The 13,481-nt window shown below is 69.3% G+C and carries 7 protein-coding genes; all 7 read right to left on the reverse strand.

Going from position 1 to position 13,481, the window contains the following annotated elements; genetic code table 11:
* Positions 1-65: 65 nt before the first annotated feature.
* The 7 genes from B0E52_RS11335 to B0E52_RS11365 all read right to left on the reverse strand — a co-directional run bounded on the left by B0E52_RS11335 (position 66) and on the right by B0E52_RS11365 (position 13,351).
* Positions 66-1,940: a beta-galactosidase gene (locus B0E52_RS11335; RefSeq protein WP_077483946.1), complete on the reverse strand. Its 1,875-nt coding sequence runs from the start codon at positions 1,938-1,940 to the stop codon at positions 66-68.
* A gap of 295 nt (positions 1,941-2,235) precedes the next feature.
* Positions 2,236-4,473: an alpha-N-acetylglucosaminidase gene (locus tag B0E52_RS11340; RefSeq protein ID WP_139351654.1), complete on the reverse strand. Its 2,238-nt coding sequence runs from the start codon at positions 4,471-4,473 to the stop codon at positions 2,236-2,238.
* The gene (locus B0E52_RS11345) at positions 4,473-6,878 is read right to left on the reverse strand and encodes a glycoside hydrolase N-terminal domain-containing protein (RefSeq protein ID WP_077483947.1); all 2,406 of its coding nucleotides are present in this window, start codon (positions 6,876-6,878) and stop codon (positions 4,473-4,475) included. The genes B0E52_RS11340 and B0E52_RS11345 overlap by 1 nt, the downstream gene beginning before the upstream one ends.
* 2 nt (positions 6,879-6,880) lie before the next feature.
* A complete protein-coding gene (locus B0E52_RS11350) occupies positions 6,881-8,107 on the reverse strand; it encodes an FN3 domain-containing metallophosphoesterase family protein (RefSeq protein WP_077483948.1) in 1,227 nt (408 codons plus the stop codon).
* An 18-nt stretch (positions 8,108-8,125) separates the two neighbouring features.
* On the reverse strand, positions 8,126-9,976 hold the full coding sequence (locus B0E52_RS11355) for a DUF4091 domain-containing protein (RefSeq protein ID WP_254426778.1): 1,851 nt from the start codon (positions 9,974-9,976) through the stop codon (positions 8,126-8,128).
* Positions 9,977-10,014: 38 nt separating this feature from the next.
* Positions 10,015-11,799 (reverse strand): alpha-L-fucosidase, encoded by a 1,785-nt coding sequence (locus B0E52_RS11360; RefSeq protein ID WP_077483950.1) that lies wholly within the window; start codon positions 11,797-11,799, stop codon positions 10,015-10,017.
* A 76-nt stretch (positions 11,800-11,875) separates the two neighbouring features.
* Complete coding sequence (locus B0E52_RS11365; protein ID WP_139351656.1) at positions 11,876-13,351, reverse strand: hypothetical protein; 1,476 nt, start codon at positions 13,349-13,351, stop codon at positions 11,876-11,878.
* Positions 13,352-13,481 lie beyond the last annotated feature (130 nt).

Consider the following 13,481-nt stretch of genomic DNA (forward strand, 5'->3'; position numbering starts at 1 on the left):
TCGGTGACGACGGAACGGCCGGCCGGCACGGAAGTGTCTGCTGCCGGCCGGGACGTCCGCGAGCCTCAGCCCTGCAGCGCCTCGACACCGCGAATCGGCGCCGCCTCGGTGCGGTGCATGTCCAGCACCAGCAAGTCGTTGTCGCCACGGCGCAGCCACGAAGCCGGGCAATAGAGCCGCTGCTGCGGACCGAGTTGCCAATAGCGGCCGAGCAGATGGCCGTTGACCCACAGGTAACCCTTGTGCCACGCGCTCATGTCGACATAGGTATCGCCCACCTCGTCCAGCGCCAGCTTCGCCCGGAAGAACAGGCCCGGTCGCGTGGCGGTGCCGCGCAGCGGCCGCAAGCCGGCCAGCCATGACGCATCCAGCGGCAGGCTGTGCACGTCCCAGCCCTGGAGTTCCTCGTCGTTCAAGCGGATGCTGCCCACGATGCCCTTGCGATCGGCCATCGCCGGGCCGTAGCCGACGTGGCCGAAGCTGTCGACCAGGATCTCGAGCTCGGCTTGCGCCCGTGCCTTGGCCGCGGGCAGCTCGACGCTGTCGCCGGCGCGCAGGCTCGGATGCTGCATGCGCGACAGGTAGTCGACGTAGCGCCCATCGCTGAACACGGTCGCGTAGTCGCGCATGCCGTCGATGCGCAGCGCACCACCCTTGCCAGGGATCTTGCGCCGGTACAGCACCATGCCGTGGTCCTGGCCGAACAGCAGCTCGTTCCCCTGCGGTGCGGCAACCTGCTTCGACGGCGGCAGGTTGTCCCACAGTGAGGCATGCGGCGCGGGCGTGACCGGCGCGAAGCGGATGATCGGCGGCGTGGCCGGCACCGCGGGCAGCGGCTGCGCCACATGGGCGGCGATCATCTTGCGGAAGATGTGGTAGTCCGCCGTGGGCGCGCCGTGCTCGTCGATCGGCGAACCGTAGTCGTAGCTGGTGATCACCGGCTCGAAGTGCGAGTAGTCGCCATGCGCATTGGCGCCCGCGCCGAAGCCGAAGTTGCTGCCTCCATGCACCACGTACATGTTGAACGAACGGCCTTCCGCCAGCAGCTTGCCCAGCGTGCCGGCGAAATCGCCCTTCGCGAAATCCTTGTCGCCCCAGTGGGTGATCCAGCCGGGATAGCCCTCGCCCATCCACACCGGCATCTCGCCCGCGATGGCCTGGGCGCCGGCGAAATCGGTGTCGCCATCCAGGCCCAATGCGGCGCCCGGCAGGTAGGTTTGCTCCTTGCGCACCTGTCCCAGACCATCGGAAATCGAGAACGGCCCGTGCACGCCGTGCTGCTGCCACAGCGACCGGATCAGTTCGAGATAACCGAGGTCATGGCCGAACGAGGCGTATTCGTTCTCCACCTGCACCATCAGGATCGGACCACCGCTTTCGGCCAGCAGCGGCTTTACCACCGGCGCGATGGTGGCGATGTAGCGGCGCACCGCGGCCATGTAGTCGGGATCGTCCTTGTCGCGCACGCGGATATGCGGGTGACGCAGCAGGTACGGCGGCAGGCCGCCGAAATCCCACTCGCCGCAGATGTAGGGGCCAGGGCGCAGGTACACCCACATGCCCTCTTCCTGGCAGATGCGGATGAACTTCGCGAAGTCACGGCTGCCGCTGGTGAGGTCGAACACGCCGGGCTCGGCTTCCAGCGCGTTCCACATCAGGTAGATCGCGATGGTGTTGAGCCCCATCGCCTTGGCCATCCGGATGCGCTGCCGCCAGTACTCGGCGGGAATGCGGATCGGGTGCATCTCGCCGCTCATGATCTGGAACGGCTTGCCGTCCAGCAGGAAGTGCTGGCGGGACAGTTCGAAGCGATGCGGGCGGCCATCCGGCTTGATGCCGGTCGCGGCGGCGGCCGTGGCACGAACTTCGCCGACGCACCAGCCCGCGCCCAGTGCCAACGGGGTCAGTACGCTCAGGCGCAGGAAGTCTCGTCGTTGCATGCGGGTTCCTCGATGGATGTCGTCAGTGGTGGGCGTGGACAGGCACAAAGTGGGGGACGGCCAGTCGATCAAATCATCATACAAATAGTGCCGCGAGGCACGGAAGTCGGACACATCACTTTTCGACAAGCCGGCGCCGCAATCAGGATGAAGGGTTTCGCCGTTGGCCACGTCGAACGTGCCTCGCCACATCGCACACGGCCGCGTGACGCGCCATCGCGCGCAGACTGCGCACCAGCGTGCATTGCCGGAACGCACCCTGTCCGGTCCGTTGGAAACCAGTTCGTCCGCAGGCTCACGGTCGACACGACCCCAGCCGCAGCGCCACCGCGGACGCCAACCGCCAGGGATCGCCCTGCGGCACGGTCGGCTCCACCGCGCGTGAAACGGCCCAGGCGTGCCCCATCGCGAACCAGTCGATCTTTTCGGGCGGCTTGCCCGTCGCCAGCGACTGTTCCAATGCCGTGAAAAAGCGCCGCCAGCGCGGCGCGTACAGGCCACTCACCAGACCGGCCAGCTGGCGGTTCGCGTAATCGTGCAGGCCGCCTCGGTCGGCACCGGAGCGATTGCCCCAGACCGTGAGGATGGAGCGCTGGTCGTAGGCTAACTGCGCCGCCTCGGTTGCGTCGCCAGCTGCCGCCTGCGCGGGCGCGAGCCAGTTTCCGAGCAGGAAATGCGGATCGCTGGCGAGCAGGCGATCGAGCAGCGCCATGTCGTCCAGCCATTGCACGGCCAGCGCGTGGAATCGCGGAGCATCCTTCGCCGCGTAGGCCACCTTGAGCTCGGGCAGCAGCACGCGTGCCTGATTCGCCAGCGCCTGTCGCGTCACATCCACCAGGTCGTAGCGATAGGCGCTGCTGTCGCGCAACGCGGGCGCCACCTGCAGCAATTCGCACACGGCTTGCTCGAAACGCCGGCCGTCGTAGCGCATCGTTGGCGGCGACCAGGTCGCCGCGGACTGCTCGTCCAGCGCCGGGCGCGCATCGAACAAGCTGTCCTGTGGTTCGGACCATTCACCCGAAGCCATCGCGTAAGCGGTTTGGCCGAGGATGCGCCACGCGGCTGTAGCATGCGCGTCGGCGCCGCCATAACGGTTCGTTGCATACGCGGCGAACCATGTGTCCGCATCCGTGGGCAGCGGCGTCCACGCCAGTGCCGTGAACAGCGCAAAGGCCGCCGGATCGAGTCCGCTGCCCTCGGGCATCCACGCAATGCCGCGCAGGGTACTGCCCGGCTTGTCGCGCCATGCCGCGTAACGCTGCAGCCACACGCCGGCGTTCGCGCCCAGCGTGCTGTGGCCGCCGAAGTTCGGGATGCTGCCGAAGGCGTATGGCGCGCCGTGCCAGTCCTGCTCGCGGTGCAGGTTGTCGTAGCGGTCGGACAGGCCATCGACGATCAGCAGGCGCCGGTGATCCACCGCATCGAGCAGCGCCGGCAACGGGTTGTGCTGCCAGCCCAGCAGCACCCAGCGCGCGCCCGGATGCGCGGCCTGTAGCGCCGCCATCACCGCGCGCGCGGCATCCGCCACCGGCACATCGCCGGCACGGCCACCCTCATGCAGCAGATCCATCTTGTACATCGTGCCGTCGCCGAACAGCGCGCGTTGCCGGCGGTAGAAATCCGCCGCGATCTTCGCGTAGCGCGGATCGCGCGGATCGAGCCAGTCGGGTCGCTGGAAACCCACCCAGTCGCCCTGCGGCACCACCTGCGCGCCGGGATGCTTCGCCGCGAAGCGCGGCGGCACGGTACCGAAGTAACCGGGGAACACCGGCTTCATGCCCAGCGCGCGCAGGCGCGCCACGATCTTCCGCGCCAGCGCGACGCGGCGTGCATAGCTCGACGGCGACAGCAGCGCATCGAAAGCCGCCATGTTCTGCAGCAACCACCACGGTTGGTGCGCGGGCGCGGGTATCCATGCGCGGATCTCCACATCCGTATAGCCGAAATCGCGGAATGTCTCGCGATACACCTCCTCGCTGCCCACCGGCATGAACACCTCGTTGATGCCGTGCAGCGCCAGCCGGTCGATCTTGCGCTCCCATGCCGGCCAAGCCAGGTAGGCGTTGGAGTAGCCGTCGTCGGTGTCGTTGAGCGCGTAACGATCCGGCACCACGGCCACGCTGGTGATGGCCGCGGCGGGTGCCGGCAGCGTGGCCGGCAGGCGGGCGAGGCTGTCGCCGGGCCAGCCGATGGCCACGTGCGCCACCTGTTCCAGGTAGCGCTCCACGCCGGCGAGGATCACCGCGGGCGTGGTGCCCGTCACCACGATGCGGCCGGGCGTGCCGCGCACTTCGTAGCGATCCGCGCCCTGCCCGCGCGGCAAAGCCACCAGCTCGAACTGCGACGAGTACGCCGGCAACAGGCGTTGCAGGGCCGCGCGGGCTGGCGCGGTGTCGAACGCCGCGTCCGTGCCATGCGCCGCGGACAGGCTGGCGACGGCGAGCAGGCCGCAGGCCAGCAGCGAACGCCACCCGACGCCGAGTACGGCGGCGGGGGCAGCGGATCGATCCAGCGGGAAAAATCTGCGCACCATCATGTCCTCCGCCATTCGCCTTGCCGCATCGCCAGACGCAATTGCCCGCCGCGCGCCAGCGTGACCGGCAGGCTTCGCTCGCCATGCACCACCGTGGTGGCGGTGCCGCCCACGCTGCGCAGCGTCACCTCCACCGGCCGGCCGTCGGCCCAGGCCAGATCCACCACGAAACCGCCACGCGCGCCGATACCGCTGACGCGTCCACGCGGCCACGCCCGCGGCAACGCCGGCAGCAGCTCGATGCGGCCGGGCCGCGAGTACAACAGCAGCTCCAGCATCGCCGCCGGCATGCCGTAGTTCGCATCGATCTGGAACACGCCCTGCTGTGGCAGCCGGTAGACATCGAACAGGTTGGTGCCGCTGCCGTTGGCGTCGCCGCCTGAGGGCGCGAGGTTGTCGAGCAGCAGGCGATAGGCCTTGTCGCCATCCTTTAGCCGTGCCCAGCACAGCGCACGCCAGGCGTTGGCCCAGCCGTAGTTGTGCATGCCGCGCGCCGCGAGCAGGCGCCGCGCGCCGTCGACCAGCGCTGGCGGGCTGCGGTCGGGCGCGATGCGATCGCCGGGGAACAGGCCCATCAGCGGCGAAAGATGGCGATGTCCGGGCTCGCCCCGATCGTCGGGGCTCATCCACTCTTCGAGCTGGCCGCTGGTCGGGCTCACGCGCGGCAGGTACAGCCGTGCACGCAGGGCGGCGATGGTCTTCGCGTGGACCGCCTCGCGCCGCAGCACGGCGCTGGCCTCGATGTAATTGCCGAACAGTTCCCACACCAGCTCCTGCGCGTAGCTGATGCCGCGCGCGTCGTTCGGCCCCTGCTCGGGCGACCAGTCGTGGTCGTCGACCAGCACGCGTTGCGGCTGGCCATCCGGGTCGACCACCGTGGTCTCGACCAGCCGTGCCTGCCAGAACGCGCAGGCACCCTGGAGCAGCGGAAACACGCGCGCCAGGTAGTCGCGATCCAGCGTGTACTGGTAGTGCTGCCAGAGGCTGTTGCACAGCCACGCACTGCCGGCCGGATGCCACTCCCAGCCGTTGCCGCCCCAGATGTTGGTGGAGATCGCCACGGTCCAGCCGGCGAGCCTGCCCGTGCTGTTGCGGTACGGGTTGCGCGGGTCGTTGAACCAGCGCCGGGTGTTCTCCGTCCACGCCGGCAGCTGCGCCAGGCAGTACGCGGTCAGCGCGCCGAAACAGGCGCCGAGGCCCGCGCGGTCCGGCAGCCAATAGTTCATCTGCAGATTGATGTCGGTGTGGTAGTCGCCCTGCCACGGCGGATCGTTGCCGGCCAGCCACAGGCCTTGCAGATTGGTGGGAAGGCCGTCGCGCGAGCCCGCGATGGTGAGGTAGCGGCCGTACTGCAGGTACTGCGCCTCCAGCTCGGGATCGGGCACGCCCGAGCGCGCACGCGCCTGCAGGCGCGCCCAGGTGTCGAGCTTGCGTTGCGCGGGCATGGACATGCCCAGGTTCACCTGCATGGTGTCGAACAGGGCGCGGTGGTCGGCCACGTGCCGCTCATGCATTTGCTGCGGCGTGCGCGCCAGCGCGGCGTCGATGCGCGCCTGCGCCAGCGCGAGCGGATCGATGGCAGCGTCGATGAAACCCTGCGCAAGGTGCGGCGTGTAGTTGGTGGCGGCGGCCAGCACCACGGTGAGCGCCGTGCAATGCTCGAACTGCAACACGCCGTCGCGCGCAGCCAGCCGGCCGCCTTCGGCCGTCGTCGCGACGGCGACGGCATGGCGCAGGCCGTTCGCGAACCGGCCGGCAAGATGGACGCGTGCCGGCTTCGTGCCATCGCGCGCGACCTCGCCGTGCGTACCGAGCAAGGTCAGCCTGCCGCTGTGGTCGCCACCTGCGTCCTGCGCGAGGCGCAACACCAGCACCTGGTCCGGATGGCTGACGTACAGCTCGCGCCGATAGCGCACGCCGTGGCAGCGGTATGTGACCCGCACGCAGCCCGTAGCCAGGTCCAGCTCGCGCCGATAGTCCTCCACGTTCGGCCACGCCTGCCCCGGCAGTTCGAGTACCAGCTTCGCCAGCTGGGTGAAGTGGCCGAAGTCGTCGTTGCCATAGGGAAACTGGCCATCGGCATGCAGCGCATCGTTGCGCCCGCCGGTCCACAGGCTGGCCTCGGCCAGGGACAGCAGCTCGCGCCCCGGATCGCCGCCGGCCAGCGCACCGAGATGGCCGTTGCCGACGGGCAGACCCTCGAACAACAAGCGATCCTCGGCCGCCGGTTTCGCGTACCACAGCAGGTCGGCCGCGGCGGCCTCCGTCGAAGCCGCCGGCGCGGAGGATGCCGCGCGAATCGGCAGCACGCGCAGCAGCGGCATCGCCGCCAGCAGGCCCGCGCACCGCTGCAGGAAGCCGCGCCGCGACATCGGCAAGCTGTCCGCTGGCGGCGGCCTGGTCATCGTCACGGTTTGGCCTTGCGTGCGATCGCGAACGCATCGACCAGTTTGCCGTCGCTGCCGGTAACGCGCACCCGCAAGGTGCGCGCATCGGCATCCACCCAGGCCACCTGGTCCTGCCCCACCACCAGGATCGGGAAGTCGTTGCCCCGCTCGCCGGGCTTGATGAACTTGAAGACGTGCTCGTGCCCGGCGATGAACAGGTCGACGTGTGCCGCATTGGCCAGCTTCGTCCACTTCGCGCTGTTGCCGCCGGTCCAGCCCCAGTCCGGCTGGTGGCCGAGGATCACGGTGAACGGCGCGGTGCGGGTGCGTGGCGCGGCCAGGGTTTGGCCGAAACGCGCCAGTCCCTCGCGGCGATAGTCGCGCAAGTCGTCGAGGCCGGCGTAGACCTCGGTGTCGTCGGGCTTGTCCTCGCCGGTGTCGACCGCGATCAAGTGCAGCGGGCCGTCGTCGCGGACGTAGTCGTAGCGGTCGTCCTGCGCATGCAGGTAGGGACCGAGCTGGCGCGCGAACGGACCACGGTATTCGTGGTTGCCGTGCACGTAGAGCAGCGGCGTGCTGCCGCCGAGATCCGCGGCGGTCGGCGCGAGGAACCGGTCCTTGAGCTGCTGCTCGCTCGCCGCCCAGTTCACCGCGTCGCCCAGGTGTGCCACGAAGTCCTCCGGCGTCTTGCGGACCTCGCCCAGCAGGCTGTGGATGCGCGAGACCTGCTCGTGCGTGTCGGTGATCACCGCGAAACGCGCAACGGCGTGCGCCGGATCGAGCGTGGTGAAGCGCAGCGTCTCGCCCCGCACCGTGTTGCCGCGCTCGGGCCAGTACGGCTTGACGACGACCACGCGGCGCGAGGCCACCTGGTACTGGTAGGTGCGACCCGGTTCGAGGCCGTCGATCAGGACGCGATGGAAGGTGCCGACGTCGAGCAGGCCGTCGTGCTCGGCCACTGCCGTGTGGTCCAGCGCGCGCTCGCCGTAGCGCACGCTGCCATCGGCGTCGCTGTCGGTCATCCACTCCACCACCACCGAGCTGGCGGATACGTCGAGCAGCAGCGGCGGCATGGTGATCGCCGGGGTGACGTCCCACACCTTGTACGGCGCGTTGGCATCGTCGTCCCTGGCTGGCGTGGCCTGATGCGTGGCGGCCAGCGCAGGCAGCGCCAGCGACAGCAGGCCGGCCAGCACCAGACGCCGGCTCCAGCCACGCGCCGGTTTCAGCTTGCGGACATCAGGCATCGATCTCGATCCTTGCGGTCACGGAACAGCGTGGGCGAGTGGAACCGGCGGCGGCACCAGCAGCGACAGCACGGCCGCCCGTGCGCGCACGATGTCGCGCACATCCATCTTCCGGCCGTCGGCTTGGCGCGTCGCCAGGCGCAACGCCTGCTGCAGCCGCGGATCGTGCGGATGGCGGCGGCGCGCCAGGCGCACCAGCACCGCGTCCTCGATGCCGTCCTGCAGCAGCTCCCAGCGGATGCTGGACAGCGGACCGTGCGCGCCGGGATAGACCAGGTATTCGTCGCCCTGGCTGAAGGCATACAGCGGATCGCGGAACACACCGGCGGTCCAGTCGTTCCAGGCCCAGTGCAGCCAGCCGTCCAGATGCCGGTCGGCGACGATCCAGCCCATCATCCGCGCCTCGACCGCGGGCGAGAACGTCAAGGTGTTGGGATGCGTGTCGCCGGCCCAGGCGTAGAACGTGGTGATCTCGCCGCGCGCATGCCGCGCGCGTATCCACGCATCGGACGCGGTGCGCAGGCTGTCGAGCCCCAGCGACAGGTTGCGGGCATCGGGCCCCACTTCCGCGGTACCCGCCATCTGGGTGCGCCGGATGAACTCCGGCGCCACGCGCCGCAGCAGCGCCAGCGCCGGCGCGAGGACATCGGCCGGCCGCTCGTCGAAGGCCAGCCAGGTGTGATCCAACCAGCCGCGTTGCCTGAGGTGCGCGGAGAAGTCCGTGAGGAAGGCCGTCCACGCCGCGGTCCAGAACGGATCGCCCGCCTGCATCTTGCGGGTGACGAGGGCGCCGGTGCGCGTGTCCAGGTAGGTGATGCGCTGCGGACCGCGGAACGCCAGCAGCGAATACGCGGTGATGTCCGGCCCCAGGCCGGCGGCCCGCGCGGTCTGCACGTAGCGGTCGAAGCGGCGGTAATCGAAGCGCCAGCGGTGGCCGTCGTACTCCCACTGCACCATCGTGTCGTAACCGTACGCCGTCTGCGGCTTCCAGTCGTTCCACGCGACCAGCCACGGATTCTGGATGATGGTGATGGTGATCGTGTGCTGTCCCGCCGCAGCCAGGCTTGCGAAATAGGTCTCAAGCAGGGACCAGTGCGCCGCGGACCAGGGCTGGACGCGATACGCGCCGGCGATCGCGTTCGGGTTCAGCCAGACGTCCAGGTGGAACTTCCGGTCGCTCGGATCCGGCACGGTCGCGTCGACCACCTCGAGTTGCAGCGCATATGTCGTCGGTGCGGCATGCTCGGCTTCGATGCGGATGGTGCCGCGATACACGCCCGGCGCCGCCGCGGCCGGGATATGCCACGTGAACCAGATCGGCTGCGCCGCACCGCGCGGCACGTCGATGCCCGCCTGCTCCAGCAACGGATCGGCGATCACGCGCTGCCTGCCCTGTCCCGAGACGGCGCCCGCATCCACGTCGGCGATGCTGGCACCGCCGACACGCGGGTCGTGTTCCCGCACACGCACGTAACCGACGTAGCGCACCTGCACCGCATCGGCGGGAAGCGTGGCGCCATTGGCCGCGGCCAGCGGACCGACGCTCGCATGCAAACCGTGCAGATCGGCGCCGGCGATCACCGCCAGCTGCGCGGACAGCCGCCCGTTGCGAACGCCGGTCAGGCGCAGCACACGGCCCGTGTCGGCAGCGGGCGGTTGGCGCGGAAACCTCGGCACCCGGAGCAGGGAGGACGCGGCGAAATCGCCGCTCGGCACCCAGGTCTGCAACACGGATTGCGGGCGCGTGCCGTTCTCCGGATCGGCGCCGGGTGGCGCGGGCATCGCGTGTGCTCCACAGGCGCAGGCCAGCCCGGCCAGCGCCAGCGCCAGCACAGCGAGCCACGCCCATGCCTTGCCGCCGCTACGCATGGCCAAGCCACGAAATTGCATCACACCGCGCATGACGATCAAGGACGTTCGCCTCCCCTCGCGTCGATCCGCGGCGCGGGCGCCACCGGCCGCTCGCGGCGGACGAAGGGCGCCAGTTCCACCGAGGTTATCGTGGCCGGCAAGGCGTCGCCCTTGTGGAACGGTGCCTTCGGCGCCAGCTCCAATTGCAAGGCCCATGGCTGCGCGTGCATGTCGCGGCTCACCAGCAAGCGTACCGCGCCCTCGCCCGCCGGCAGCGCCAGGGGCTTCGGATGGCCGTCCACCCACACGTCGATTCGCGCCGATGCCTTGGCGTCCCGGTAGTGCACGGTCAGTTGGTAGTCGCCCGCGCCAAGCAGCGCGTACCAGCGCAGCTTGTACGGCGTGGGCGGATCGTCGTAACCGTAGCCGTTGTAATTGAGGAAATTCTCGGCCTGCACAGCGTCCAGCTGCATATGGCCATCGGCGCCGGGAGCCACCGCATCGGGCCGCACATGCAGGCCACCCTCGAACGGAATCGCCACCACCGGCATGTAGCCCGCGCCGGCGAGGTTCCCCACTTTCACCGTGGCACCCGACGCATCGACGGCAACCGGATCCACCACCGCCTTCGCGTCGGCCAGCACATGGCCTCGGCCGAAGCGCGTGCCAACCACGCCGGGCAGGCGCAGCACGCCATCGGCCGGCGGTTTCTCGACGAACAGGTACAGCGTGTGCGCGCCCAGCGTGGCGTAGCCGAAATCGAGCTTCGCGAACGGCGAGGCCTGCGTGCCGTAGATCGCCTCGCCGCGCGGCTTCAGCCACGCACCGATGCCGCGCAGCACGTCGGCTTCGTAGGGCACCACCGAGCCGTCGCCCTCCGGACCGATGTTGAGGATGTAGTTGCCGCCCGCGCTCACCACGCGCACCAGCCGCGCGATGTTCTCGCGCACCTTGCCCGGCAAGTCGTCGCGCACCTGCCAGGAGCGATAGCCCCAGGTCTCCGGGAACATCGAGGCCGGCGACTGCCAGGGTTCCTCCATGCCGGTGTCGGGCTCGCGGTTGTCGCCCATCACGCTGAAGTCGCCCTGGTGGTTCCACACCCGCCCCGACACCATAGTCTGCGGTTGCAGCGCATGCACCGCATGGGCGAAGCGCGCGCTCTGCGCCGGCGTGGGCTTGCCCATGTCGAACCACACCTCGCTGATAGTGCCGTAATGGCTCATCAGCTCGCGGATCTGCGCCACGTTGAAATCGGCCTGCGCCGGCGTGATCGGGTTGTCGTTGTCGGGACGGTACTGGCCGTGCATCCAGTGCCAGTCGATGGTGGAGTAGTACACGCCGAACGGCATGTGCGCTCGCGCGCAGGCGTCGGCCAGCGCCTTCACCACGTCGTGCCGGTACGGCGTGGCGTCGACGATGTCGTAGCGGTTCTGCGCGGTGCGGAACATCGCGAAGCCGTCATGGTGCTTGGCGGTGAGCACGATGAACTTCATGCCGGCGGCCTTGGCCAGCGCCACGATGGCATCGGGATCGAACTTCTCCGGATCGAAGCGCTTGGCCAGCGCCTCGTATTGATCGATCGGCACCGGCGCGAAGGATTCGATCTGCTCGCTGTAACCCTTGGTGATCTTCCGGCCATCCCACACGCCACCCAGCACCGAATACAGGCCGAAGTGGATGAACAGGCCGAACTTGCGCGCCTGCCAGGCTTGCACGGTGGCGGCACTGGGGCGCGGGCCAGCCAGCGGCAGTGGCTGGTCGCCGGGCGGGGCTTGCTTGGCGGAAAGTGCCAGCGGCAACAGCAGTGCCAGTGTCCACGCCGTTCGCACCATGCTTTTCATCACCGCTCCTCCCCATGCAGCGAACACTCTGTCGCCAGGCTACACAGGCCGTGTCGCCCGCAACGCATGACAGCCGTCAACCTGTTCCGCGCGTCCAGCGTATCCAGGCAGCACTGCCGCGCGGCAGCGGGATGCGGCTCGCCCCGTGGGCGTCAGCATGCACCTGCCCGTCTGCCGCGAAACTGACGTCGCGGCGGCTGTCCAGCGCTGGCGCACGCAGGCGCATCAGCTCGCCGCGCGCGCCAGCCGGCAAGCCGCGCAGCACCACCGCGGCATCGCGCACGGCGTCCTTGTTGATCAACGCGGTCAGCATCGCGTTGCCCTGTTGCGCCGCGTAAGCAGTGAGATTCGCACCACCGGTGTCGAGCCGGCCGGGCAGCATCTGCGCGCCGGCGAAGCGCTGCGCCAGCACGATGCCGTGGAACAGCGGACGCGGCTGGTAACCCAGCGCGCGGCTGCCGGCGATGGCGGAATAGCGCGAGGCCAGCGCATCGCGTTGCGCCACGATATCGCCGCCCGCAGGCGCCTTCGCCACGCGCCCCAGCGAGCTTTCCACCGAGTGCAAGGTGCCACCGTGGAAGTGCATGCCGGCCACGCCGCGCTGCGCCAGCGCCAGCATGAAGTCAGCGCCCCACAGCGCCGAAGCAAACACGTTGCTGGTGCCGTCGCGACCGCCGTTGTAGTAGGAGTTGCCTTCCGAGATGCGGAACGGCAGCGCATGCCGGTCCGCCACCTGCATGATCTGCTCGACTTCGCGGAAGAAACCCGGGTCGCCGGCGAGCAGGTCGGGGATCGAGCCGTTTTCCGCCGCCTCGCGGTAGTAGTGCCGGCTTAGAAACACGTTGTCTTTCGCGTGGTGCTGTGCGTACTGGATCACCCAGTCGGTGTTCGCGCCGGTATCCGGCCCGGCGAGCGGCAGGCCGGCGGCATGCAGCGCCTTCGCATACGGCAGCCACGCCGCGTCGAAGCTGGCGTAGTCGCGGCAGTAGTTGTTCGCCTCGTTGCCGATCTGGATCGCCAGCAACTGCTCGCCCGCAAGATCCTTCACGGCCTGCGCCAGGCTCACCGCCATCGCGGGCGAGCCGATGCGCAGGTTCACGCCGAACACCAGCTTCCAGCCGGTGGCGCGCAGGAAATCGGCCAGCGCCTGCAAACCCTCGGGTTTCAGCACGTAGGGCTGCGCCGGCCCGCGCTTGCGCGCGACGAAGGGCGGCAGCTTGCCCTGATAGCCGCTCCACACGGTGTCGTCGCTGGTGTTGCCGCCGATGCGCAGCACGCCGTGCGGATTCATCGCGCGGAACAGCCGCACCAGGCCGTGGTTGTCCGCGGCGAAGAAGGTTGGATCGAGCAGCTCCAGCGTCTCGTAGCTGAGGCTGGCGAGGGTGGCGTCGACGTGCCGTCCGGGACGAGTGATGTCCAAGGCGAAGCTGGCCTTTGCCACCGGGATACCTGCCCCCCACGACATTCCGTTGCAGGCGGCAGCCAACGGCAACAGCGCGGCCGCTTTCAGCAGGCGACGACGAGTGGGGTCGGTGTCGTGTCGGTCTGTCATGTCGGAACCTGCTCAAAGTCTTCCGATGCAAGGGAGTCGACTCCCTCCCCCTGGTTGCGGGGGAGGGCTCGGGTGGGGTGCTTTTTGCTCGCGAGTAGCCCCCCTCCCAGCCTCCCTTGCGCGCAGGGGG

The organism is Rhodanobacter sp. C06, assembly GCF_002001105.1.
Classification (GTDB): Bacteria; Pseudomonadota; Gammaproteobacteria; order Xanthomonadales; family Rhodanobacteraceae; genus Rhodanobacter_A.

Excerpts from the sequence above, each read along its gene's own strand:
- B0E52_RS11355 (WP_254426778.1), bottom strand. The coding sequence starts at position 9,976 with ATGCGTAGCGGCGGCAAGGCATGGGCGTGGCTCGCTGTGCTGGCGCTG.
- B0E52_RS11335 (WP_077483946.1), bottom strand. The coding sequence starts at position 1,940 with ATGCAACGACGAGACTTCCTGCGCCTGAGCGTACTGACCCCGTTGGCA.
- B0E52_RS11360 (WP_077483950.1), bottom strand. The coding sequence starts at position 11,799 with ATGAAAAGCATGGTGCGAACGGCGTGGACACTGGCACTGCTGTTGCCG.
- B0E52_RS11365 (WP_139351656.1), bottom strand. The coding sequence starts at position 13,351 with ATGACAGACCGACACGACACCGACCCCACTCGTCGTCGCCTGCTGAAA.
- B0E52_RS11350 (WP_077483948.1), bottom strand. The coding sequence starts at position 8,107 with ATGCCTGATGTCCGCAAGCTGAAACCGGCGCGTGGCTGGAGCCGGCGT.
- B0E52_RS11345 (WP_077483947.1), bottom strand. The coding sequence starts at position 6,878 with ATGACCAGGCCGCCGCCAGCGGACAGCTTGCCGATGTCGCGGCGCGGC.
- B0E52_RS11340 (WP_139351654.1), bottom strand. The coding sequence starts at position 4,473 with ATGGTGCGCAGATTTTTCCCGCTGGATCGATCCGCTGCCCCCGCCGCC.